Genomic DNA, 23,462 nt, shown 5'->3' on the forward strand with positions numbered 1-23,462 from the left:
GGCCTGCCACTGACGGGCCTGCCGCCGACCGGTCTGCCGTTGACGGGTCTGCCGTTGACGTCTGCCGCCGACGGTCGGCCGTAGTCGGGTCAGGTGCCGGGTTCGGGGTCTCGGGGGAGGCCGAGGAGGCGTTCGGCGATGATGTTGAGCTGGACCTCCGTGGTGCCGCCGTAGATCGTCATCGCGCGGGCCCACAGCGTGGCGCGGGCCAGCACGCCGCTCTCGGCCAGCGGCACCTCGGTGACGGCGGCGGTGCCCTGCGCGGCCCAGCAGTGGTCGGCGACGTCCTGGTTGAACTGGACGCCGAGCAGCTTGCGGACGCTGGCCTCCGCGCCCGGCTCGACGCCGTTCAGCTGCTTGAGGGTGTGCCGCAGGCCGAGCAGGTCGACCGACTGGCCCCGCGCGACGAGCGTGCCCGCCTCGGCCAGGGCGACGGGGTCCAGGTCGCGCCCTTTCAGGAACCTCAGCAGTTCGGGGACGCCCATGCCGAGCTGGCCGCCGGACGACAGCGTCACCCGCTCGTTGGACAGCGTGTACCGCGCGACCTGCCAGCCCTCGTTCACCTCGCCGACGACGCGGTCGTCCGGGACGAACACGCCGTCGAGGAACACCTCGTTGAACAGGGCGTCCCCGGTCATCTCGCGCAGCGGCCGAACCTCCACGCCCGGCGACCGCATGTCGACCAGGAAGTAGGTGATGCCGTCGTGCTTGGGCGCGGCGGGGTCGGTTCGGGCGATGCAGAAACCCCACTCGGAGTCCTGGGCGAAGGACGTCCAGATCTTCTGGCCGGTGAGCCGCCAGCCGCCCTCGACGCGCTCGGCCCGCGTCGACAGCGACGCCAGGTCGGACCCGGCGCCAGGCTCGGAGAACAGCTGGCACCAGGTGATCCGGCCGCGCAGCGTCGGGCGCAGGAACGTCCGCTTCTGGCCGTCCGTCCCGTACCGGACGAGCGACGGCACCAGCCACGCGCCGATCGTCAGGCTGGGCCGCCTGACCCCGGCCGCCTTCAGCTCCTGCTGGATCAGGATCTGCTCGACGGGCCCGGCCGCGCGGCCCCAGGGGCGGGGCAGGTGCGGAGCGGTCCAACCGTCGTCGCCCATTCTCCGGTGCAGCTCGGCCCTGTCCTGGACGGCGGCCAGCTCGGCGACCTCGGCGCGGATCCGTTCGCGCAGCGGCCGGGCGGCGTCGTCGAGTTCAAGGACGATCTCGCGGCGACCGCCGTCCAGCGCGAGCGCCGCGACCCTGGCCGCCCACTCCCGGGACGGGCCGAGCAGCGCCCGCAGCGTCATGGCGCGGCGCAGGTAGACGTGGGCGGCGTGCTCCCAGGTGAAGCCGACGCCGCCGAGGATCTGGACGGCGTCGCGGGCGATCCGCACGCCCGCGTCGACGGCGCTGACGGCGGCGACCGCGGCGGCGAATCCGGCCTCGGCGGCGTGGTCATCGAGGGCGCGGGCGGCGTCCCAGGCGGCGGCGCGGGCCTGTTCCAGCGCGATCAGGGCGCCGGCGGCCTTGTGCTTGACGCCCTGGAACTGGCCGATCGGGCGGCCGAACTGCTCGCGGACCTTCGCGTGGTCGGCCGCCGTCGTCACCAGCCAGGCGCCCAGGCCCGCGGCCTCGGCGGCGAACAGGGCGGCGGCGACGTCCCGGACGCGACCGGCGGTGACGCCGTCCAGCACGCGGCCGGGGTCGACGGCGACGCGGTCGGCCTCGACGACGGCGACGCGGCGGGTGCGGTCCAGGCTCGGGACGGGCGTGACCGCGACGTCGGCGGCGTCGACCGCGACCCAGCGCGCACCGCCGTCCACCGGCAGGACGATCACGTCGGCGAGCGCGGCGCCGAGCACCGTTCTCGACACGCCGGACACGACGAGCGAGCCGCCGTCGCGGCGGGCGGTCAGGTCGCCGTCGAGCGCGACGGCGCCGATCCTTAACCCGGCGGCGAGGGCGGGCAGCAGCTCGGCGCGCGCCTTGGCGTTGCCGGACCTCTCGATCACCGCGCTGGCCAGGACGGTCGGCAGGAACGGACCGGGCGCGGCGACCCGCCCCAGCTCCTCCAGCGCGACCGACAGTTCGAGCAGGCCGTAGCCCTGGCCGCCGTACTCCTCGTCGAGGTGCAGGCCGAGCAGGCCCTGGTCCGCCAGCGACGGCCAGAACCCGGGCCGGGTCTCGTCGGCGGCGTCCAGCGCGGCCCGCACGGCCGCCGCCGGGATGGTGCGCTCGGCGAATCGGCGCACCGAATCGGCGAGCGCGTCGTGCTCCTCGGTCAGCCCGATGGCCATGCGTCGAACCCTCTCTCACACCGCTGTTGACCGAGATTCTAGAACAGGGTTCGGTCTATTGGCGATGATCGCCTCGCGGCTCAGGGGTCGCGTGTCGTGGCGGCGTCCGGGTCGGCAGGGGCGAGCGCCTCGGAACGCTCCTCGCCCGACGTGCCCGACGTGCCGCCCCCGGCCTTGCCGACGCCGACGGCGAGGCTGGCGACGGTCGTGGCGACCAGCGTCCCGGCGATCACCGCGAGGGACAGCCAGATCGGGATCTCCGGCGCCCAGGACACGCCGTACTCGTGCAGCGCGTGGAAGATCAGCTTGACGCCGATGAAGCCGAGGATGAACGCCAGCCCGTGCCCGAGGTAGACCAGCCGGTCGGCGAGCCCGCCGAGCAGGAAGTACAGCTGGACGAGGCCCATCAGCGCGAACGCGTTGGCGGTGAAGACCAGGTACGGCTCGGTCGTCAGCCCGAAGATCGCCGGGATGGAGTCCAGCGCGAACAGCACGTCGGTGGACCCGATCGCGATCATGACGATGGCCATCGGGGTGAGGTACCGGCGCCCGCCCCGCCGGGTGACGAACCGCGACCCGTCGTACTCGTCGGACGTGGGGATGATGCGCTTGGCCCACCGCAGGAGGGCGTTCTCCTTGAACTCGTCCTCGTCGCCGCCCCGGACGAGGCCGATCGCCGTCCAGATCAGGAACGTGCCGAAGATGAAGAAGACCCAGGTGAACGTGGAGATCGCCGCCGCGCCGACCGCGATGAAGATGCCGCGCAGCACCAGCGCGATCACGATGCCCGCCATCAGCACCGTGTGCTGGGCGTGCTTCGGCACGGCGAACCGCGTCAGGATCACCATGAACACGAACAGGTTGTCGACGCTGAGGCTCTTCTCGGTGACGAACCCGCCGAAGTACTCCCCGGCGTACCGTCCACCGGCGAACAGCCAGACGCCTACGCCGAACAGCGCGGCGAGGCCGATGTAGACGACCGACCAGAACGCGGCGCGGCGAGTCGTGAACTCCCGCGTGTCGTTGCGGTGGATCAGGAACAGGTCCGCCGCGATGACGGCGAAGATCCCGGCGAGGGTGAGCCCCCACACCAATGGTGTAACAGACACGGCGACAGCCTCCAGCGGACGTCAACGAGCGCTGGAGGTCTCTCCCGCCCCTGAACGACCTCGACGGTCACGTGAACGGGGCCTCGGAACCCGGGCCGGTATGGACCGACCGTATTGACGGGAACCGTGCGCGGGGATACTCCCCTCCAATTACCTACCCCAACGCGCCTCGGCCCGAGATGGTTCCCGACCTGGGAAACTCGTCAGCGGCGGGCGCCCACGAGGTCCCGGTAGAGATCCGCGAGCTGGTCGACGGCGTCGTCCTCGCCGGGCAGCAGCGCCGACCGGTGGGCGGCGGCCGTGGCGAGCCGGGCGGCGAGCGCCGGGTCGTCAAGGACCCGGCTCACCGCGCGTTCCAGGGCGTCCGGGTCGGACGGCGGAACGAGCAGCGCCGCCTCGCTCTCCGGCCCCTGGAGCAGGGTTCCGTCGGCGGGACGCCGGTCCGCGCCCACCATGCCGGGGATGCCGCCGACGCGCGTCGCGACGAGCGGCCGTCCCGCGCGCAGGATCTCCTGCACGACCAGCGGCTGCCCCTCCCACACGCTGGGCACGACCGCCACGTCGCACGCGGCGAGCAGGGCCGGGACGTCCGAGCGGCGGCCGAGCAGCCGGACCGGCAGGTCCTCCGCCTCGATCCGGGCGCGCAGCTCGTCCTCCAGGGGCCCGTCGCCCGCGATCGCGACGAGCGGCGGCGGGGTGCGGCCCGCCCAGGCCCGCGCGGCGTCCAGCAGCGTCGGCAGGCCCTTCTGGTCGGCGAGGCGGCCGACCGTGAGGAGCAGCGGCCGGTCCCCCACGCCCAGCTCGGCCCGCAGGTCCGCGCGGACGGCCGGGCCGGGCTGCGCGCGCGGCGCGGGCGCCGGGATGATCGCGCGCCCCACCGACCGGGCGCCGAGGTCGCGCATCCGCTGCTCCAGGTCGGGCGACACGCCTAGAACACGGGTCGCGCCGCGCGCCACGACCCGTTCCAGCGTCCCGTAGATCGCGGCCGTGCGGCCGCCGGTGATGACCGCGTTGTGCAGGGTGACGACCAGCGGCGGCCCGCCCCGCGACAGGCGCAGCGGCCCGGGGGCGATCCGCGCGCACGCCGCCACCGTGAGGGCACCGGCCCGCAGCCCGTGCGCGTGGACGACGTCGGCCCCGCGCAGCAGCGATCTCAACCGCCGCACGGCCTTGGCGTCGTGCACCGGGCGGGGCCGGTCGCCGAGATCGACCTCGGCGAACTGGACGCCGCCGCCCGCGAACCCGAACAGCTCGTCCGCCGACGCCGGTCCGCACACCACCACGCGCGCGCCGCGCCCGGCCAGCCGCTCCGCGACGGACCGGACGTGCTTCCCGACGCCACCGGCGGCGGTGCCGAGGACGAGCGCGACGCGCAACCCGTCCAGACCCCTGTCGTCGGCCGTCTCGTCAACCATGGCGTGTGACCTTCCGGCTCAGGACGGCGCGCAGATCACGGCCGTCGACCACGAATGCGATGACCACGAAGACCGCGGCGGCGGCGAGCGCTGCGAGCAGCCCGGTCCCGACGTTGCGCAGCTCCCCGGCCGGGCCGGTCCCGCCCGACCCGAGCAGCGCGGCCGTGGCGTATCCGGCGGCGCCGCCCGCCGCGCCGCCCGCCAGCCCCGCGACGAGCGCGCGCGGGATGCCCGCCACGGACGCGGCGCCCCTGGCCCGCAGGAGCGTTCCCAGCAGCAGCGCGCCCGCCACCGTCATCCCGGCCGCGTTGCCCGCGCCGAGGGCCGCGACGACCCACTGCCGGTCGGCCGTCAGCACGAGCGCGACGTCCGCGACCATCACGACGGCCCAGCCCGTGACGACCGCCATCGCCCCCATCCGTCCACGGTGGCAGGCGTACAGGACGCGGCCGAGGTGCGCGACGAGACCGTAGCCGAGCAGCCCAGGCGCGAACGCCAGCACCGCTCGTGACAGCACGTCCTGCTGGTCAGGATGACCGGGGTTGAACACCGCGCCGATCGGCACGGCGACCGCCGCCAGCGCCGCCGCGCCCGCGCACGACACCAGGATCACCGCGCGGGTCGTGGACGCCGTGACCTGGTCGAACCGGTCGTGCTCACCCGCGCTGATCCGCGCCGACAGCAGCGGGAACGCGCTGGTCGCGATCGGCACGGCCAGGATCGCCCACGGCAGCAGGTACACCGCCCAGGCGTACTGGTAGTTGGCGAGGGCGCCGCCCGTCCCCTCGTAGCTGAGCCGGACGACCAGCAACGCCGACAACTGCTGCGCCGCGACGGTCGCGAGCCCGGCGAGCGCGAGCCGCCGCACTTGCCGCGCCACCCCGTCCGGGAACCGCAGCGTCGGACGCAGCCCCAGCCTCAGCCGCCACGCCGCGATCCCGGCGGTGACGGCCATCGCGACACCGCCGAGCGCCGTCCCGATCGACAGGGTCAGCTCCGCGTCCAGCGGCAGGCCCGCCAGGTCGTTCTCGAAGCCGTCGCCGAGCGGCGCGTACACGACGTAGGCGGCGACGACCACGAGGCTCGACATCAGCGGCGCCAGCGCGGGCGCCACGAACCGGCGGTGCGACTGGAGCAGCCCGTACAGTACGACCGCCAGCCCGTACATCACCATCTGCGCCGACATGACCTGGAGCATCGAGGCGCCGACGTCGACGATGTCGCCGCGCGAGCAGCCCTTCAGGTCGTCGCCGACCAGCAGCTCCATGATCGGACGGGAGCCGACCGCCATCAGCGCCGACAGCGGCACCATCAGCACGACGATCCAGGTCAGCAGCGCCGACCCGATCCGCCGGACCTCCTCGCGGTCGCCGCGTTCGGCGGGGCCCGCGAGGACCGGCACGACCATGCTGGCGAGCGCGCCGCCCGCGACGATCTCGTAGACGATGCTGGGGAACTGCGTCGAGGTGAAGTACGCCTGGCTGAGGCACGATGTGGTGACCGTCTGGGAGAACGCGTAGGTGCGCCCGAACCCGGCCAGCCGCGCCAGCACCGTGATGACGGCGATGACGACTGCGGCTCCGGCGAGGCCGCCGGTCAGGCGGCGCGGCGAAGGAACACGGTTCGACGGTGGCACGCTCGTGAAGGTCCGCGGGGGAAGGGGGCGGGACGGCTAGGCGGGGTCGGCGGCGACGCCGTTGCCCGCGGGCCCGGCCCGCGGCGGGACGGGCGGACGGAAGGCGTCGCCCGTGTCGGGCTTGCCATTCGCTTCGGCGGCGGGCACCGGGGCCGGGACGGCGACGGGTCGGCGGCCCAGCATGTCGATTCGGTTCAGCACCGGGTTCCCCGCGATGACCTTGGTGAAGCTGACGAACTCGCTGGCGGCGTTCAGCCCGGCGAGCCCGGCGAAGACGGCCAGGCGCGGCCCGCGTCCGAGCCGGGTGGCGGTGAGGCCGAGCAGCGCGCCGAGCGCGTTGGCGCCGGTGTCGCCGAGCATCGCGCGCTCGCCGAGGTCTTCGGGCAGCAGCGCGGCGGCGGCGCCGAGCGGCGCGGCCACGACGGCCGCCCCGGACCGCGACAGCGCCAGCGGCGCGCCGGTGATCAGCCCGACCTTGACGGCGCGCCCCGGGCGCAGGTCGAACAGGTTCATCAGGTTCGCGCTCCCGGCGATGATCGCGCCGTTGAGGAGCGTGTCGAACGCGCGTCCCGTCCGGGACGGGGCGGGCGACCCGGCGACGGCGGCGGCCACGAGGCCGGTCGCGCCGATGCCGAGGATCTTGACCGCGCCACTGGTGACCTCACCCTTGGCCAGCGCGGCCAGATGGCCCTTGAAGCCCCGCGACGACGCCGACCCCGCGAGGTCGTCGTACCCGCCGAGCAGCGCGGACCCGGTGCCCGCGAGCAGCGCGGCGGCGCGCGTCCGGCCGTCCGCTCCGGGCGCGAGCAACCCGCCCGCGACGGCGCCCGCGACGACCGCCGGGCCCTCCAGCAGCGTGACGGGCTCGCCGCGATGGTTGGTGCGCCCCCACACCTCCTCGCCCGGCAGCCCGTTCAGGCCGGGCGGGCGCTGCCGCAGCGCGGTGTAGGCGGCCCGCGCGGCGACCGCGCCGAGCCCCACCCCCACCAGCATCCGCGAACCCCTCCCTTGTGGGGGGGCGACCCCCCACGCCCCCCGGAAGGACTTTTGGGCGATGCGTCGCTTCATCAGGTCACCCGTTCTTCCCCGCCTCGGGCGCGGGCGACGGCAGGAAGCCGCTCGCCCCGGCGCCCGTGCCGTACTGGCCGGACTTGCCGCTCATCTCGTTCTGCAGCGCCAGGATCGTCACGATCTGACCGGACGCCGTGTCCACGACGTCGACGGCGGAGACCGAGTCCTTGGTGTCGGAGTCACGCAGCGCCGCGATGAACCCGCCCTCCTGCGCCGAGGTCGGCGGGCCACCGACGACGGTACCGCGCCCGGCGCCGTCGAGTGCGGCGGCCAGCGAGATCAGTGCCTTGTTGTCGTCGCCGCCGCCGTCGTAGGCGTAGGCGCTGGCGGGGGCGAGCACGACGGCGAGGGTGGCGTGCTGGCCCGGCTTGCCGCTGGTGGTGATGTATCCGGCCTGGGCGAAGGCGTTCAGGACGGCGCCGCCCGCCGCGTCCTCCCGGCCCGACTTGGCGGGGTCCTTGGTGACGATGGAACTCGCGAGGACCGTGCCCGCCTTGTCGTAGGCGCTGGCGCCGTCCGGGTACTCGACGCCGTCCGGCCGCAGCCGGGTGGCGAGCTCGTCGACGGTGGCGCGCTGGTCGTCGTTCAGGATCTTCTTCTGGACGGTGACGCGCCCGGTGACGGCGGCGCCCGCGTCCTTGGCCAGCTCGCCGATCCGCTCGATGCCGTCCTCGCCCGCGCCGGGCATCTCGACGAGCACCAGGGACTGGCCCTTGAGGCGGTTCATCACGATCTGCGGCGCGAGGCCCCGCGCGAGCTGCTCCTGCCCGTTCATCTGGTGCTGGAGCTGCCGCTGCTGGGTGCGGGCCTGCTGGGCGGTCTTGGCCGCCGAGTTGGCCTGCTGGCGCAGCGTGTCGCTCACCGAGTCGGACAGGGTGGTGGAGCCCAGCACGATGCCGAGCGCCAGCGCGAGGAAGATCGCGACGATGGAGACGAGGTGGTAACGGAAATCGATCACGTGAAGAGTCCGGTCAGCCAGAAGACGAAGGCGTGCCAGCGGTCGGCGAGCAGGGGACTGATGACGTCCCCCGCCGGTGACATGGCGACGGCGGTGACGATCGCGACGAACGCGCCGAGGACGAGGAACAGCAGCGACCAGGTGGAGATCCGGCTGCGGTACAGGCGGCTGACGCCCTTGGCGTCGACCAGCTTGCTGCCGACCCGAAGGCGGGTGAGGAACGTGCTGGCCATGCCCGCGCGGCCCTTGTCGAGGAACTCCACCATGTTGGCGTGGGTGCCGACCGCGACGATGAGCGTGGCGCCCTTGTCGTCGGCGAGGAGCATCGCGATGTCCTCGCTGGTGGCGGTGGCGGGGAACGTCACGGCCTCCTGGCCGAGCTCGTGCACCCGTTTCAGGCCGGGTGCCCGGCCGTCGCGGTAGGCGTGCACGACGATCTCCGCGCCGCAGGTCAGCGCGTCGTCGGACACCGAGTCCATGTCCCCGACGATCATGTCGGGGCGGTACCCGGCCTCCATCAGCGCGTCCGCGCCGCCGTCCACGCCGATGAGGACGGGACGGTACTCGCGGATGTAGGGCCGCAGGGTCGCGATGTCCTCGCGGTAGTGGTAGCCCCGCACGACGATCAGCGCGTGCCGCCCGGCCAGCTTGGTGCGCACCTCGGGGACGCCGACGCCGTCGATGAGCAGGTCGCGCTCGCGCTTGACGTACTCCATCGTGTTGGCGACGAACGCCTCAAGCTGCGTCGCGAGCCCCGCCTTGGCCTCGGTCAGCGCCGCGAGGACGGTCTCGGGCGTCTGCTCGGTGCCCTTGGCGACGACGTCCTCGTCCCTGCCGCCGACACGGTGGACCGCCGGGCCCTCGACACGGACCTGGTCGCCCTCGCGGAGCTTGGTGAAGATCTCCGGGCCGATGTCGTCCACCAGCGGGATGTCGGCGTCCAGCAGGATCTGCGGGCCGAGGTTCGGGTAGCGGCCCGAGATGCTCGGCGCGACGTTGACGACGGCCCCGACCTCGCACGCCACCAGCGCCTCGGCGCTGACCCGGTCGAGGTCGACGTGGTCGATCACCGCGACGTCGCCCGGTTGCAGGCGCTTGGTGAGGTCCTTGGTGCGGCGGTCGAGCCGCACCGTGCCGCTGACGCCGGGCAGGCCGTCGTCGCGGGCCAGGCCGAGCGACAGCACGCGCCGCGGCAGCCGCTGCGTCAGCCGGAGGCGCCGTTCGCTGGTGGGTGACGGCTCGTTCATCAGTAGCCATCCTGCCAGAGCAGGCGACCGCGCACTGGAAACGGCGAGTGTCCAGGCGTGTCCGTTCGTGTACCCTCTGTAATTTTTCGGGCTCTGTTACCGTTCCGCGGACGCCATGGCGAGGAGTTCCTCGGCGTGGGCGCGGCCGAGCTCGGAGTCCTCCAGACCGGCGAGCATCCTGGACAGTTCCCGTACCCGACCCTCCCTGTCCAGCGCGGTGACGCCGCTGCTGGTCACGGACCCGTCGTCGGACTTCTCCACGAGCAGGTGCCGGTCGGCGAACGCGGCGACCTGCGGCAGGTGTGTGACGACGATCACCTGGGCGTTGCGGGCGAGCCGCGCCAGCCGCCGCCCGATCTCCACGGCGGCCTTGCCGCCGACGCCCGCGTCGACCTCGTCGAAGACGAACGTCGGAACGGGGTCGGCGCCCGCGAACACGACCTCGATCGCCAGCATCACGCGGGACAGCTCGCCGCCGGACGCGCCCTTGTGCAGCGGCAGCGGGCGGGAACCGGGATGCGGCGCGAGCAGCACCTCGACCTCGTCGACGCCGTGCGGGCCGTAGTCGCCGGTCGGCGCGACGGTGACGGTGACGCGGGCGTGCGGCATCGCCAGCGCGGTCAGCTCCTCGGTGACGGCGGCGGAGAACCGCTCGGCGGCGCGGGCGCGGACCGCGGTCAGCTCCCCCGCCTCGGCGGCGAGGCGCTCGGCCAGCTCGGCGTGCTCGGCGCGCAGCTCCTCGATGCGGTCGTCGTCGCCGTCCAGCTCGGTGAGCCGGGCCGCCGACGTACGCGCCCACTCCAGGACGGCGACGGCGGTGCCGTCCGGCCCGCCGTACTTGCGGATCAGCGAGGTCACCTCGGCGCGCCGCTCCTGGACGACCGCGAGCCGCGCCGGGTCGGCGTCCACGGACTGGGCGTAGGACGCGAGGTCGGTGCCGACGTCGGACACCAGGTACCCGGCCTCGGCGAGCCGGTCGGCGAGCCCCGCCAGCTCCGGGTCGTGATCGCGGACGACATCCAGCGCGTTGCGGGCCTGGCCGAGCAGGCTCGTCACGTTCGCGGCCTCGAACGCGGCGGCCGCGTCGCCGAGCAGCGCCTCGTGCGCGGTGTCGGCGGCGCCGCGCAGCGCGTCGGCGTGCCCGAGCCGCTCCTCCTCGGCGGCGAGGTCGACGTCCTCGCCGTCCTTCGGGTCGACCTTCTCGACCTCCTCCAGGCCGAAGCGGAGCGCGTCGGCCTCCTGCGCGCGTTCGCGGGCCCGCGCGGTCAGCTCGTCGAGCAGCGCGGTGACCTGCCGGTGCCGCTGGTACGCCTTGGTGTAGGCGCGCATCGGCTTGGTGAGCGCCGCGCCCGCGTACCGGTCGAGGGCGCCGCGCTGCCGCGACGCCTGGAGCAGCCGCTGCTGGTCGGACTGCCCGTGCACGGCGACCAGGTCGTCGGCGATCGTGATCAGCACGTTGACGGGGACGGACCGGCCGCCGAGGAACGCGCGGGACCGGCCCTCCGCCGACACCGACCGCGTCACGATCAGCGCGCCGTCGTCCAACTCTCCGCCGGCCTCCTCGACGCGTTCCACGACGCGGCCGCCGGGGTCGACGACGATCCGGCCCTCGACGGTCGCGCGGCCCGCGCCGGGCCTGACCCGCTGCGGGTCGGCGCGGCCACCGAACATCAGTCCGAGGCTCGTGACCACCATCGTCTTGCCCGCCCCGGTCTCGCCGGTCACGACGTTGAAACCCGGGGACAGGTCGAGCACGGCCTCGTCGATCACTCCGAGGCCCTCGATCCGCACCTCGTCCACCATCGGGCGCACCAGCGTCACAACCCTCCGCAAACAGATCCCGGTTCGCGCCAGTGGAGGTTATCTCCTCTGCTCGCCGGTTGCTCCCCCGTCGTTCCCGACCTGCGAATCCTTCAGCGGCGGCGACGGCTGGACGGGCTGGCGGACCCGGCCGCGCCACCCCGTGACGGGCAGCCCGAACTTCGTGACGAGCCGGTCGGTGAACGGGGTGAGGTGCAGCCGCGCCAGCCGCACCGGCTCGGTGCCGCGCCGGACCTCCACGCGCGCGCCGGGCGGCACGTCGATGGTGCGGCGGCCGTCGCACCACAGCACGGCGCGCGGCGTGCCCGGCAGGACCTCCACCGCGACGAGCGACCTCGGCGACACCATCAGCGGGCGCGCGAACAGCGAGTGCGCGCTGATCGGCACGACCAGCATCGCCTCGACCTCCGGCCACACGACCGGGCCGCCCGCGGAGAACGCGTACGCGGTCGATCCGGTCGGCGTAGCGCACACGACGCCGTCGCAGCCCCAGTTCGAGAGCGGGCGGCCGTCGATCTCGGCGACGACCTCCAGCATCCGCTCACGTTCGGCCTTCTCGATGCTCGCCTCGTTGAGCGCCCACGTCGTGCCGCTGACCGAGCCGTTGAGCCGGACGACGACGTCGACGGTCATCCGCTCCTCGACGTCGTAGCGGCAGGTCACCACGCGGTCGACGGTGGCGGCGAGGTCGTCGCGCTCGGCCTCGGCGAGGAACCCGACGTGGCCGAGGTTGACGCCGAGCAGCGGGGTCCCGACGCCGCGGGTCAGGTCGGCGGCGCGAAGGAGCGTCCCGTCGCCGCCGAGGACCATGACGACCTCGGCGTCCTCGGCCGCCGCGGCGGTGCTCGGCATGACCGCCACACCGGAGGCGCCGATGTCGGCGGCCTCGCCGTCCAGGACCCGCACGCCGATGCCCGCCGCGCTGAGCCGCTCGATGACGAGCTGCGCGCTGCGGATCGCCTCGGGACGCCCGGTGTGCGCCACGACCAGCACCGATCTCTCGCTCATGCTCTCGCCCCTCTTCGCGCCTCGGACGCCTTCTGCCCGAGCTGTACGGGCCCGGGGTCGCGGCCGCTCATTGTGGGCCGTCCGCGATGGCCTTGGCGAGGGCGGTCTCGTCCAGGGGCGGGGCTCCCGAGCACAGCCACAGAAAGTACTCCACGTTGCCCGACGGCCCTGGCAGCGGGCTCGCCACCACCGCACGGACACCCAGCCCGAGCGTCTCGGCATGCCGGGCGACGTCGGCGACGGCGGCTGCGCGCAGCTCCGGGTCGCGGACGACGCCGCCCGCGCCGACCCGGTCCTTGCCGACCTCGAACTGCGGCTTCACCATCATCGCGAAGTCGGCGCCGGGCTCGGCGCACGCCAGCAGCGGCCCGAGGACGAGCTTCAACGAGATGAACGACAGGTCGCCGACGACGAGCCCGGGGGCCGGGTCGCCGAGCATGTCGGACGTGAGGTCACGGATGTTCGTGCGCTCCAGGACGGTGACGCGCTCGTCCGTCCGCAACGACCAGGCGATCTGCCCGTACCCGACGTCGACCGCGTACACGTGCGCCGCGTCCGCGCGCAGCAGGACGTCGGTGAACCCGCCGGTGGAGGCGCCCGCGTCCAGACAGACGCGGCCCTTCACCGCCAGGCCGTCGAACGCGCCGAGGGCTCCCGCGAGCTTGTGGCCGCCGCGCGAGACGTACTCGGGGCCCGTCCCGGCGTCGGCGACGACGATGGCGGCAGCGGCCTCCACCTGCGTGGCGGCCTTGGCCGCCGTCCGGCCGCCGACGCGCACCCGGCCGTCGCCGATCAGCGTGCCCGCGTGCTCCCGCGAGCGCGCCAGCCCGCGCCGGACCAGCTCCGCGTCCAGCCGACGCCTAGTGGCCATGACCGGTGCTCATGTCCGGGGCGATCATGTCTCGGCGGCGGCCAGGAGCTCCTGGAGCCGCTGGTGGACGTCCTCGAAGATCTCCACATGCTCGGCGACGGGCCGTCCGCCCAGCTCGGCGAGGCGGGCGACGGCGGCGTCCACGCGCGGGTCGCCGGTCGGGTCGGGCCGGATCGGGGGTGGCGGCGCGGCCGGGACCTCCGGCTCCAGCGCGGCCTCGTCGGACATCACGTTTACCTCCCAGTGGAGTCGCGGCGCCCGTGACGAGTCGCCTCCGGCTCATGCTGAACGCTACCGTCCCTGAACGACACCGATGTCGACGGAACGGGGAACGGCCTGACCATGGCGAACGAGGAGGAGTGCCTGGCGGCGCTCGACCGCATCGCGGCGCGGCTGGCCGAGGTGGACGCCGACCGGCTCGCCGAGCACGTCGTCGAGCGGACGATCAGCTGCCGCGTCGCGGACCTCGGGCTGGCCTACCGCACCCGGCTCCACCAGGGCGGGCTCGACCCGTTCGAGCCCGACGGCGACCCGAGGCTGGCCCAGGTCCGGCTCACCGTGGACGGCGACGACCTCGTCGCGATGGCGAACGACGAGCTGAGCCCCACCAGGGCGTGGGCCGAGGGCAGACTCAAGATCGAGGCGAGCATCTTCGACCTCCTCCGCCTCCGCAAACTGCTGTGAACTAGAGCCCAACGGCCTTCAGCGCGTCCGCGAGCCCCTCCCGAGACGGGACGGCATCGGTCTCCCAGGCGGCGGACGCAAGCGCGCGCAGCCCGTCGTAGGGATCACCGGACCCGGTCACGGTGAGCGTGTCGCCGTCGCGGCGGGCCGTCCAGCCATGGCAGCGATGACCGTCGCCGTCCCGGACGACCTCCGGATGCGGAACGAGCAGCCCCGTCAGGTCGGACGCCAGATACGTGGGCCGCTGGTGCGCGGGCGCGGTGAGTGCCTCCAAATGCCCGGTGACGCCGGTGAAGACGAGCAGGCTGTCGGCACCACCGTTATGGGCGCCCTCGATGTCGGTGTCGAGACGATCGCCGACCACAAGAGGACGCCGCGCCCCCGTGCGCAGGATCGACTCATGATGAAGCGGCCGCGCGGGCTTCCCCGCGATGATCGGTTCGACACCGGTCGCGGAGCTGATCACGCGAAGCAGAGCCCCGTTGCCCGGGTTCGGCGGGCCGTCCCCGCCGGGAATGGTCACATCAGCATTGGAGCCGACGAACAACGCCCCGTCCGCGACGGCCCGCGCCCCCTCGGACAACAGCCCGTACCCCAACTCGGGATGAAAACCTTGCACGACGGCAGCGGGCCGGTTGGCGGCCGTCGACACCGGACGCAGCCCGTGCGCGTACAGGGCATGGCGCAGTCCCATACCGCCCACGACAAGCACTTCAGACCCGGCGGGCAGCCGCTCCGCGAGCATCCGCGCCGCCGCCTGCGCGGACGTCACCACATCCTCGGCATCCGCCGGAACGCCCACCTCGCTGAGCAGCGCCACGACGGCGGACGGGGTCCGCGAGGCGTTGTTGGTGACGAACGCCAGCCGCTGCCCCGCCGCGCGGGCCTTGGCCAGCGACTCCGCCGCCGCCGGAACGGGACGCCGCCCGACGTAGACGACCCCGTCCAGGTCGAGCAGGGCGACGTCGTAGGCCTCGCAGAGGGGGCGGTCACTTCCGTGCATCAAGAACGCTGCCTTTCGTGGGGGACGACGTCATCGGCGGCGCGACTCCAGGGTCGCCCTGGCGTGCCGCAACGCCTTCGCGTAGTCGTCGTTGTCGGGACGCATGGCCGCGGCGAGCGCCAGATGCTCCACCGCGCCCTCGAAGTCGCCCATCCGGCTGAGGGCCAGCCCGAGGCCGAACCGCGCGTAGTCCTCGGCGGGCTCCTCCTCGACGATGCCCCGGAAGCTCTCGGCGGCCTCGTCGAACCGCCGCGTCCCGAACTGGGCGCGAGCGAGCGCCTCCCGGATGCTGTGCGAGCCGGGCTCGGCCTCGGCGGCCCTGGCCAACAGCTGCAACGCCGCCGCCGCGCTACCCGACCTGAGCAACTCCAGCCCCCGCGTGTACCACTCGTAGACACCACCGACCGGCTCCGCCGGAACGGCACCCGGGGAATCCTCCGGCCGCCCAGGACCTTGACCCTCCATATGGACCCTCCCCTCGGAAATCGACCGTACCCGCCGGGGCACTGGACGTCCTCCGACGATTAGCATGCCCGGGATGGACGACGATCTCTCCTTCGGGCTCGGCCCCGAGGAGTTCAGCGCCCGGGCCTTCGGGACGGCGGCGCCCCGGACCGGCGATGGCTTGGAGTTGGCTCCGTTTCGCGGTGTGCGCTTTGTTCCCGAGGTCGCGGGTGATCCCGCGACGGTGACGACGCCGCCGTACGACCTGATCGACGACGCTGAGGCGGCGCGGCTGCTGGCGGGCGGCGGGCACAACATCGTCCGGCTGAACCTGCCGCGCGCCGCCGGGGAGAGCTACGACGCGGCGGGACGGCGGCTGCGGCGGTGGTTGGACGAGGGCGCCCTCACCATTGATCCGGTGCCTGCCCTGTACGTCTACGAGGCCGCGGCCGGCGGGACGGTCTTACAGCGCGGCCTGGTCGGGGCGCTGGGGCTGCGTCCCGAGTCCGATGGTGTGGTGTTGCCGCACGAGAACGTGTTCCCCGGGCCCGTGCGCGATCGGCTGGAGCTGATGACGGCCGCGAACGCCAATCTGGAGCCGATCTTCCTGGTGTACGAGGGCGGCGGCGACGCGGCCCAGATCGTCGACGACGCGACCACGGCGACGCCGCTCCTGGACTTCCACGCCGACGACGGGCTCACGCACCGGCTGTGGCGCGTCACCGACCCCGACCTGCACGCGCGCGTCGCGGCCGACCTGCGCGACCGGCGGGCGCTCATCGCCGACGGCCACCACCGGTACGCCACCTACCGCGCCCTCCAGTCCCGGCGCCGTGCCGCCGGGGACGGCCCCGGCCCCTGGGACTCCGGCCTGGCCATGCTGGTCGACTCCACCCGCTACCCGCCGGAGCTGGCCGCGATTCACCGCGTCCTGCCAGGGCTCGCGCCGGACGACGCGGTGGAACGGGCGCGCGCGGTGTTCCGGGTCACCGACTTCCAGGACGAGGGCGCCGCGCTCGGCGCGCTCGCCGCCGCGCCGCGTCCCGCCTTCCTCCTCGGCGGTGGTGCGTCCCTTCATCTGCTGAGTGAACCCGACGCCGAGGCGGTGCGGCGGTGCGTGCCGTCCGAGCACTCCGCGCGCTGGCGGGGGCTCGACACCGCCGTGCTCGACCATGTGCTCGTCGGGAAGCTGTGGAACGTCCCGGAGAACGAGGACGCGATCCAGATCGTGCACGACGACCCGTCCGCCGCGATCACCCGGGCGCGGGACGCTGGCGGCACGGCGGTCGTCCTGAACCCGCTCAAGGTCGAGGACGTCCTGGCCGTCGCGGACGCGGGCGAGCGGGTGCCCCGCAAGTCCACCTCGTTCGGCCCGAAACCCCGCACCGGGCTCGTCCTGCGCCTTCTCGAACCCTGACGCTGGAGATGATGATCAGCCGATGCAGACCACGATCACGCCGCTCGGCAAGGACGTCTACGAGATCGACACGCGGATGGCGGGCTACACCGGGATCACCGCCGGATATCTGATCCTTTCCGACCGGCCGTGCCTGGTGGAGCCCGGCACGTCCGGGTCGGCGCCCGTCGTGCGGGCCGCGTTGGACGAACTGGGCGTCGGCCCGGACGACCTGGCGAGCGTCGTCGTGACCCACATCCATCTCGACCACGCGGGCGGCGTCGGCGACATCGCCCGCATGTACCCGCGCGCGGAAGTCGTCGTCCACGAGAAGGGCGCCCGGCACCTGGTGAACCCGGAGCGGCTCATGCGCAGCGCCCGGATGGTGTACGGCGACAGCCTCGACACGCTGTTCGGCGAGCTGAAACCGACGGACGCGGCGCGGATCAGGGCCGTCGAGGACACCGGCGCCGTCGACCTCGGCGGCGGGCGGCGCCTGGAGACCCACTACTCCCCCGGCCACGCCAAACACCATGTGGGACTGCTGGACTCCCTGACCGGCGACCTGTACGTCGGCGACGCCGCCGGGGTCTACATCCCCGAGACCGCCGACGTGCGTCCCGCGACACCACCGCCCGACTTCGACCTGGACACCGCGCTCGCGTCGCTCGGGAAGTTCCGGTCACTCGGCCCGCAGCGGCTGCTGTTCGCGCACTACGGGCCCGTCGACGAGGTCGAGGGGACGCTGGAGCGGTCCGCGGAGGAGCTGCGGATCTGGGTGGACGCCGTCCGGGACGCCTGGGACGAGGGCCTCGACCTCGACCACGCGGTAGCGATGGTCGCCGACCGCACCAGGGACCGCTACGCCCTCAACCGCGAGGACGCCGACCCGGACGTGGTCGCCAAGTTCGAGGCGCTCAGCGGCATCGAGAGCAACGTCGCCGGGATCCTGCACTCCCTGGACCGGCACGCCTGACGTCAGTCCTCCTCGGACGGCGGCTCCTCGGCGGTCTTCGGCTCCAGGAACATCGCGCCGACCTCGGCGACCGCGTTGTCCTCGACGTCCTCCTCGAGGTCTTCGGTGTCGACGATCTGGAGGCCGTCGAGTTCGGCGTACCGTTCGGCGGCGTCGGTCTCGCCGTCCCGGTCGGCGGCGGCGGCCCGCGCGAACCAGTCGGCGGCCTCGCTCGCGCGTCCGGCCTCCTCCAGCACGTCCGCGTAGGCGTAGAACAGCCGCACCGACCAGGGCCGTAGGCGCCGGTCGCGAAGCTCGGGGATCTGGAGCGTGACCACGGCCGCGTCGAGCTGCCCGAGGTCGCGCCGGACGCCCGACTCGACGATGCGCAGCTCGACCCGTCCCATCACGTCGAGGTTCTTCGCCTCCGGCGACTTGATCAGGTCCAGGGCGCGCTCGGGACGGCCCAGCCCGCGCTCGCAGTCGGCCATCAGCGGCAGGTAGGCGTCATCGCCCAGCATCAGCCGCCGCGCCGCCCGCAGCTCCGCGAGCGCCTCGGCCCATTCGCCGGTGTTGTACGCCGCGATCCCCGCCGCCTCCCGGACGATCCCGACCCGGGACGCGACCCTGCGCGCGGCCCGCGCGTGCTTGTAGGACTGCTCGGGCTCGTCCTCGGCGAGCCGTCCCGCCATCACCAGGTGCCGGGCGACCCGCACGGCCAGATCCTTGGGAAGCGACCGCAACTCGGCACGCGCCTCGGCGTCCAGCTCGTCGCCCGTGACGTCATCGGGCAGCAGCGGATCATCATGCTTGGGCGCGGGCCGCTCCTCGTCCCGCGCGGACCGCTCACGAGGCGGCCCGTACGACCGCTTGTCCCCCGGACGCCCTCCCCGCCTGTCGTCGAACTTCCGGCCTCCAGCCGACCGCCCATCACGCCGCGGCCCACCACCAGACCCCTTGGCCCCCCACTCACGCCGCTCACCCTGGCGCCCGTCACGCCGCCCGCCAGACCGAGCATCACGCCGCTCCCCGGGCCGTCCATCACGACGATCCGCAGGACGCCCATCACGCCGTTCCCCCGGACGCCCGTCACGGCGCTCACCCGGACGGCCGTCACGGCGATCCGCGGGACGCCACTCACGGCGCTCACCCGAACGCCCGTCACGCTGCCCCCCAGACCGAGCGTCACGCCGCTCGGCAGGACGGCCGTCACGGCGCTCACCCGGACGACCCTCACGGCGCTCCGCAGGACGCCACTCACGGCGCTCACCCGGACGCCCGTCACGCCGCTCGGTGGGACGGCCGTCACGGCGCTCCCCGGGGCGGCCATCGCGGCGGTCCGTGGGGCGCCAGTCACGGCGCTCGCCCGGACGCCCGTCACGGCGCTCGCCGGGGCGGCTGTCGCGGCGCTCGCTGGGGCGCCACTCACGTCGTTCACCAGCGCGACCGTCTCGACGCTCGCCCGGACGGTTGTCGCGACGTTCGCCGGGGCGGCCGTCGCGGCGCTCCTTGGGGCGCCACTCGCGGCGCTCGCCCGGACGGCCCTCTCGACGCTCGCCGGAGCGGGCGTCGCGACGCTCACCCGGACGGCCGTCGCGGCGGTCGGTGGGGCGCCATTCGCGGCGGTCGCCGGGGCGGTTCTCCTTGCGGTCTCCGCGTGGGGCGCTGGACGGGTTGCCGCGGCGGTCGTCGTCGCGTTTGCCGCGTGGCTTCCAGTCTCTGTCCTTGCCGCCGCCGCGGGCGCCCTTCGGCCCGCCGCCGCGCGGTGCGCCTCCTCGAGGACCGCCGCCCTTGCGAGCTCCAGGGCCTCCGGGGCCGCTCTTGGGCCCGCCGCCACGACGGGGAGGAGTGTTCCGTCCCCCGTTGCCGCCCCGCCGCTCGCGGTCGTCGCCGCCGCGACCGTCCTCTTCCGCGCTCATCACGTCCGTCGCTGTTCTCGAAGATGGTTCCGTGGACCCTCGCAGCCTACGTTGCGGCCGCACGACATGCGTCGAGGGCCGTCCGAAATCGGGACGGCCCTCAACGAATTCGAGTCAGCCGTATCTTACTCCCCCGCGCGAGTCTCCGGCGCGACGCGGGAATCACGGCCCTTACCAGAATTCCTTTTCCGCAAAAGGCCGTCAGGCGGGGTCGGTGAATACGGGTGGACGCCGTTCGAGGTGCGCGGTGGCGGCCTCGATCTGGTTGGGGGTGCCGCGCAGCCCGGCGAGCGCCCGGGACTCAGCCCGGAACTGACCGGCCAGATCGACGTCCGCCACCCGGTTGAACAGGCGTTTCGCGGCGCGGACGGCGTCCGGGCTGTTCCCGGCGATCTCGCGGGCGAGGTCGGCGGCGGCGGCGCGCGGGTCGTCCGCGACGCGGGTCGCGAGGCCGATGCGGGCGGCCTCCGTGCCGGTGATCATGCGTCCGGTGAAGGTGAGGTCCTTGGCGACGTCCTCGCCGACGAGGCGGATCAGCGCCGCCGTCCCGGTCATGTCGGGCACCAGGCCCCAGCGGATCTCCAGGACGGACAGCGTCGCGTCGGGGGCGACGATCCGGATGTCGGCGCCGAGCGCGATCTGGAGGCCGCCGCCGAGGGCGTGTCCGTGGACGGCGGCGATGACGGGTTGCGGCAGTTCCCGCCACACGTGCGCCACCTGCTGCACGAGGTTGGTGATGCGGCCGGGTTCGCGTGCGGTGAGGTCGTCCAACAGGCGGCTGAAGCGGGCGCTCGCGCCGGGCGGTGGGGAGTCTCCGCCCAGCGCGATGGCCACGGAGACGTCCAGCCCGGCGCAGAACGCGCGGCCCTCCCCCGACAGGACGACGGCCCGGACGGACGGATCGGCGGCAAGCCCCTCCCCGGCCTCGGCGAGCGCGTCGAACATGGCCGCGTCGAGGGCGTTGAGCTTGTCGGGACGGTCGAGCCGCACGTCGGCGACTCCCCCGTCGACGTGCACGGTCACGCGGTCGGCCATGCCGGGCCCCCCTTTGTCGGTTCGGTCAGGTGACGGAGACGATCCGCGCACCGGTGAGGCGGCCGTCCCGGATGTCGAGGAGGCCGAGGGTGCCGTGGGGCTGGCGGCGCCGGTCGGTGGGCGATCCGGGGTTGAAGATCCGGACGCCGTCGCCGGTCTCGTCCAGGGGGATGTGCGAGTGCCCGAAGACGACGAGGTCGGCGGTGGGGAACCAGCGGCGCATCCGGGCGGTGCGGCCACGGGCCTGGCCGCTGTCGTGGACCATCGCGACGGCGAGGCCGTCCAGGTCGAGTTCGAGACGTTCGGGCGCGCCCCATTCGGCGACGTCCGGGCCGTCGTTGTTGCCGAGGACGGCGTGGACGGGCGCGTACCCCGCCAGTTCGTCGAGGACGGCGGCGGTGCACACGTCCCCGGCGTGCAGGATGACGTCCGCGCCACGTAGGTGCTCGGCCACACGCGGCGGGCACGACGTCCAGCGCCTGGGCGCGTGCGTGTCGGAGATGGCCACCACTCTCACATGGCCCATTGTTTCGTACGGCGTGGCCCAGCCGTCGCGGGAGGGTGATTTTGCCACGGCGCGCCCTATACACCAGTGGGAAACAACTGTAAGCGTCGTGTCATTATGTCGCGCTGATGGGCAGAGTTACGCTCTACTTCCTCGCGTTCGTCCAGGAGGATTCCGGCCGTACGCCCCCGGTCGTTCCGACACGGCGACCCAGCACCGCGAGGGAGTGGGACGGCCGGGTCCCGAGGTGGATGATCACTCCCTTGCACCGGCCCCGGGAACCGGCCGTCTCCACCTCAACCGAACGCCCGAGCGTCAACCGAACCTCAGCCGAGTTGGACGCCGAAGAACAACGCGGCGAGCGCCCCGACCGCGCCGAGCGCGCCCCAGACGGCGAGCCCCGCCTTGGACTTGGCGAGCGTGTGCAGGAACGCCGCGACACCGGACAGCACCACGAACACCAGTTTCACCTGGAGCGTCCGCTGCGCGGGGTCGCTGAGGTCGCCGGACGTCATGTTCCAGATGCCCGTGAGCACGAGGACGGCGAACGCGGGCCAGGCGACCATGTTGAAGCGCTGGGCGGCGAGTTTGGTGACGCCCTCGTACCCGCGCAGCACCGGCACCAGCGCGCCGAGCGTGATCTGCCCGCCGACCCAGATCGTCGCGGCGAGGATGTGCAGGAAGATCCGCAGATCGGCGGTGGTGACGGCGAGCACGAAGGGCCTCCGGCGTCGGTGAGGTGGTCTGAACCGGTCGACCGGACGCTATCGCCCCCCTCGCCGGATCCCCGCACCACCCCGGGTGTCAGGTGCCGGGCGCCCGCCGGTCCGCCGCCCGCCGGACGACCGTGGCGGTGAAGACGGCGGCGGCCGCGGCCACGACCGCCAGCAGTGCGAGCCCGAGCGCGTACGAGCCGAGGCTTCCGTAGATGGAGCCCATCACCAGCGGCGGGATGAACCCGCCGAGCCCTCCGGCCGCACCCACCACGCCGGTGACGGCGCCGACCTTGTTCGGCGGGGCGAGCCGCGCCACCAGCGCGAACGTCGCGCCGCTGCCCGCGCCGAGCGCGGCGGCCATCGCCAGGAACGCGATCGTTCCACCGGGCATCAACGGCGGAGTGAACGCCTGTGCGACGGCGCCCGCGACCGTCACGACGAGGGAGACCTCCATGACCCGTACCGCGCCGACCCGGTCCGACAGCCATCCGCCTACCGGGCGCATCACCACGGCCAGCAGCACGAACCCCGCCATGCGGTTCGCCGCGTCCGACTGCGACAGGCCGTACTCGGTTTTCAGATAGGTCGGCAGATATACCGAGAACGCCACGTAACCGCCGAAGGCCACCGCGTACAGCGCCGACATCTGCCAGGTGACGCTCATTCGCGCCGTCGCCGCCAGCCGGTTCAGCAGCGGTTCGCTCGGCGCGGTCCGTCCCGGCGCCTCCTGGAGGACGAACCAGGCGACCACGGCGTACACGGCGAGCAGCACCGCCATCACCTCGAACGGGACCTCCATCCCGTAGTGGTCGACCTCCTTGACCGTGGTCAGGGCGCTGATCGCGGTGCCGCCCATCCCCATCCCGAACACGCCGACCGCGAACCCGCGCCGCTCCGGCGGGAACCAGGCGTTGACGAACGGGACGCCGACCGCGAACGTCGTCCCGCCGACGCCCAGAAAGAACCCGCCCACCAGCAAAGCCGCCAACGACGAATGCCCCCACAACCCCAGATACAGCACCGGCACGATCGTGATGAGCGAAACCAGCGGGAACATGACCCGTCCACCGAAACGGTCGGTGAGCGCCCCGACCGGGATCCGGCCCAGCGACCCGACCACCACGGGCACCGCCACCAGCAACGCCTGCTCGAACGACGACAGGTCGAGCGTGTCCTGAAAGCGGGGGCCCAGCGGGCTCAGCAACGCCCACGCCCAGAAGTTCACCGCGAACCCGACCGTGGCCGTCACCAGCATGACCATGGGACGCGCGCCGGTCAGGGCGTCTCCCGGATCCGCCGGTCCGGGCCCGGTCTCCCGCTGCGTCCTCGTCACCGTGCCGTCCCGTCCACACCGTCAGGTCAGTCGCCGGGGACGTTCCCCTCGCCCCGG

At 73.6% G+C, this 23,462-nt stretch carries 22 protein-coding genes; 3 read left to right on the forward strand and 19 right to left on the reverse strand.

Annotated elements, in window-relative coordinates:
• Window positions 1–89: 89 nt before the first annotated feature.
• The 11 genes from ABD808_RS07460 to ABD808_RS07510 form a co-directional block, all read right to left on the reverse strand.
• Window positions 90–2,279, reverse strand: a complete 2,190-nt coding sequence (locus ABD808_RS07460; protein ID WP_344891851.1) for an acyl-CoA dehydrogenase family protein — start codon at window positions 2,277–2,279, stop codon at window positions 90–92.
• An 80-nt stretch (window positions 2,280–2,359) separates the two neighbouring features.
• A complete protein-coding gene (locus ABD808_RS07465; protein WP_344891854.1) occupies window positions 2,360–3,388 on the reverse strand; it encodes a TerC family protein in 1,029 nt (342 codons plus the stop codon).
• A 203-nt stretch (window positions 3,389–3,591) separates the two neighbouring features.
• Window positions 3,592–4,803 (reverse strand): glycosyltransferase family 4 protein, encoded by a 1,212-nt coding sequence (locus ABD808_RS07470; protein ID WP_344891857.1) that lies wholly within the window; start codon window positions 4,801–4,803, stop codon window positions 3,592–3,594.
• Window positions 4,796–6,439, reverse strand: coding sequence for a murein biosynthesis integral membrane protein MurJ (gene murJ / locus ABD808_RS07475; RefSeq protein WP_344891861.1), 1,644 nt, complete (start codon window positions 6,437–6,439; stop codon window positions 4,796–4,798). The genes ABD808_RS07470 and murJ overlap by 8 nt, the downstream gene beginning before the upstream one ends.
• A gap of 36 nt (window positions 6,440–6,475) precedes the next feature.
• Window positions 6,476–7,432: a hypothetical protein gene (locus ABD808_RS07480; RefSeq protein ID WP_344891864.1), complete on the reverse strand. Its 957-nt coding sequence runs from the start codon at window positions 7,430–7,432 to the stop codon at window positions 6,476–6,478.
• Between the two features lie 79 nt (window positions 7,433–7,511).
• Entirely contained in the window at window positions 7,512–8,468 is a 957-nt protein-coding gene (locus tag ABD808_RS07485) for a copper transporter (protein ID WP_344891867.1), read from the reverse strand.
• Window positions 8,465–9,715: a putative cytokinetic ring protein SteA gene (gene steA / locus ABD808_RS07490; RefSeq protein ID WP_344891870.1), complete on the reverse strand. Its 1,251-nt coding sequence runs from the start codon at window positions 9,713–9,715 to the stop codon at window positions 8,465–8,467. The genes ABD808_RS07485 and steA overlap by 4 nt, the downstream gene beginning before the upstream one ends.
• Window positions 9,716–9,811: 96 nt before the next feature.
• Window positions 9,812–11,518: a DNA repair protein RecN gene (recN, locus tag ABD808_RS07495; RefSeq protein ID WP_344892893.1), complete on the reverse strand. Its 1,707-nt coding sequence runs from the start codon at window positions 11,516–11,518 to the stop codon at window positions 9,812–9,814.
• A 57-nt stretch (window positions 11,519–11,575) separates the two neighbouring features.
• Window positions 11,576–12,544 (reverse strand): NAD kinase, encoded by a 969-nt coding sequence (locus tag ABD808_RS07500; RefSeq protein ID WP_344891873.1) that lies wholly within the window; start codon window positions 12,542–12,544, stop codon window positions 11,576–11,578.
• 67 nt (window positions 12,545–12,611) lie between these two features.
• Window positions 12,612–13,415 carry a TlyA family RNA methyltransferase gene (locus tag ABD808_RS07505; protein WP_344891876.1) on the reverse strand — a complete coding sequence of 268 codons (804 nt, stop codon included), beginning with the start codon at window positions 13,413–13,415 and terminating at the stop codon, window positions 12,612–12,614.
• A gap of 24 nt (window positions 13,416–13,439) precedes the next feature.
• On the reverse strand, window positions 13,440–13,646 hold the full coding sequence (locus tag ABD808_RS07510; protein WP_344891878.1) for a hypothetical protein: 207 nt from the start codon (window positions 13,644–13,646) through the stop codon (window positions 13,440–13,442).
• A gap of 111 nt (window positions 13,647–13,757) precedes the next feature.
• Here ABD808_RS07510 and ABD808_RS07515 point away from each other — a divergent pair, with 111 nt between their 5' ends.
• Window positions 13,758–14,099, forward strand: coding sequence for an SCP2 sterol-binding domain-containing protein (locus ABD808_RS07515; RefSeq protein WP_344891881.1), 342 nt, complete (start codon window positions 13,758–13,760; stop codon window positions 14,097–14,099).
• A 1-nt stretch (window position 14,100) separates the two neighbouring features.
• Here the strand turns inward: ABD808_RS07515 and ABD808_RS07520 are convergent, their stop codons facing one another.
• Both ABD808_RS07520 and ABD808_RS07525 read right to left on the reverse strand, forming a co-directional pair.
• Complete coding sequence (locus ABD808_RS07520) at window positions 14,101–15,102, reverse strand: HAD-IIA family hydrolase (protein WP_344891884.1); 1,002 nt, start codon at window positions 15,100–15,102, stop codon at window positions 14,101–14,103.
• 30 nt (window positions 15,103–15,132) lie between these two features.
• Window positions 15,133–15,567 carry a tetratricopeptide repeat protein gene (locus ABD808_RS07525; protein WP_344891887.1) on the reverse strand — a complete coding sequence of 145 codons (435 nt, stop codon included), beginning with the start codon at window positions 15,565–15,567 and terminating at the stop codon, window positions 15,133–15,135.
• A gap of 73 nt (window positions 15,568–15,640) precedes the next feature.
• Here ABD808_RS07525 and ABD808_RS07530 point away from each other — a divergent pair, with 73 nt between their 5' ends.
• Both ABD808_RS07530 and ABD808_RS07535 read left to right on the forward strand, forming a co-directional pair.
• Window positions 15,641–16,963 (forward strand): DUF1015 family protein, encoded by a 1,323-nt coding sequence (locus ABD808_RS07530; RefSeq protein ID WP_344891890.1) that lies wholly within the window; start codon window positions 15,641–15,643, stop codon window positions 16,961–16,963.
• Window positions 16,964–16,985: 22 nt separating this feature from the next.
• The gene (locus ABD808_RS07535) at window positions 16,986–17,918 is read left to right on the forward strand and encodes an MBL fold metallo-hydrolase (protein WP_344891893.1); all 933 of its coding nucleotides are present in this window, start codon (window positions 16,986–16,988) and stop codon (window positions 17,916–17,918) included.
• Window positions 17,919–17,920: 2 nt separating this feature from the next.
• On the opposite strand, the gene ABD808_RS07540 is transcribed toward ABD808_RS07535, so the two are convergent.
• From ABD808_RS07540 to ABD808_RS07565, 6 genes are all read right to left on the reverse strand, one after another.
• Complete coding sequence (locus ABD808_RS07540; RefSeq protein ID WP_344891896.1) at window positions 17,921–18,613, reverse strand: tetratricopeptide repeat protein; 693 nt, start codon at window positions 18,611–18,613, stop codon at window positions 17,921–17,923.
• A complete protein-coding gene (locus tag ABD808_RS07545) occupies window positions 18,589–19,479 on the reverse strand; it encodes a hypothetical protein (RefSeq protein ID WP_344891899.1) in 891 nt (296 codons plus the stop codon). The genes ABD808_RS07540 and ABD808_RS07545 overlap by 25 nt, the downstream gene beginning before the upstream one ends.
• Before the next feature lie 538 nt (window positions 19,480–20,017).
• Entirely contained in the window at window positions 20,018–20,851 is an 834-nt protein-coding gene (locus tag ABD808_RS07550; protein WP_344891902.1) for a crotonase/enoyl-CoA hydratase family protein, read from the reverse strand.
• A gap of 25 nt (window positions 20,852–20,876) precedes the next feature.
• Window positions 20,877–21,368 carry a metallophosphoesterase family protein gene (locus ABD808_RS07555; RefSeq protein WP_425548895.1) on the reverse strand — a complete coding sequence of 164 codons (492 nt, stop codon included), beginning with the start codon at window positions 21,366–21,368 and terminating at the stop codon, window positions 20,877–20,879.
• Window positions 21,369–21,682: 314 nt separating this feature from the next.
• Window positions 21,683–22,072, reverse strand: coding sequence for a hypothetical protein (locus tag ABD808_RS07560; protein WP_344891905.1), 390 nt, complete (start codon window positions 22,070–22,072; stop codon window positions 21,683–21,685).
• An 88-nt stretch (window positions 22,073–22,160) separates the two neighbouring features.
• Entirely contained in the window at window positions 22,161–23,405 is a 1,245-nt protein-coding gene (locus tag ABD808_RS07565; RefSeq protein WP_344891908.1) for an MFS transporter, read from the reverse strand.
• Between the last annotated feature and the right edge of the window lie 57 nt (window positions 23,406–23,462).

This window comes from Actinomadura meridiana, assembly GCF_039537545.1.
Classification (GTDB): Bacteria; Actinomycetota; Actinomycetes; order Streptosporangiales; family Streptosporangiaceae; genus Spirillospora; species Spirillospora meridiana.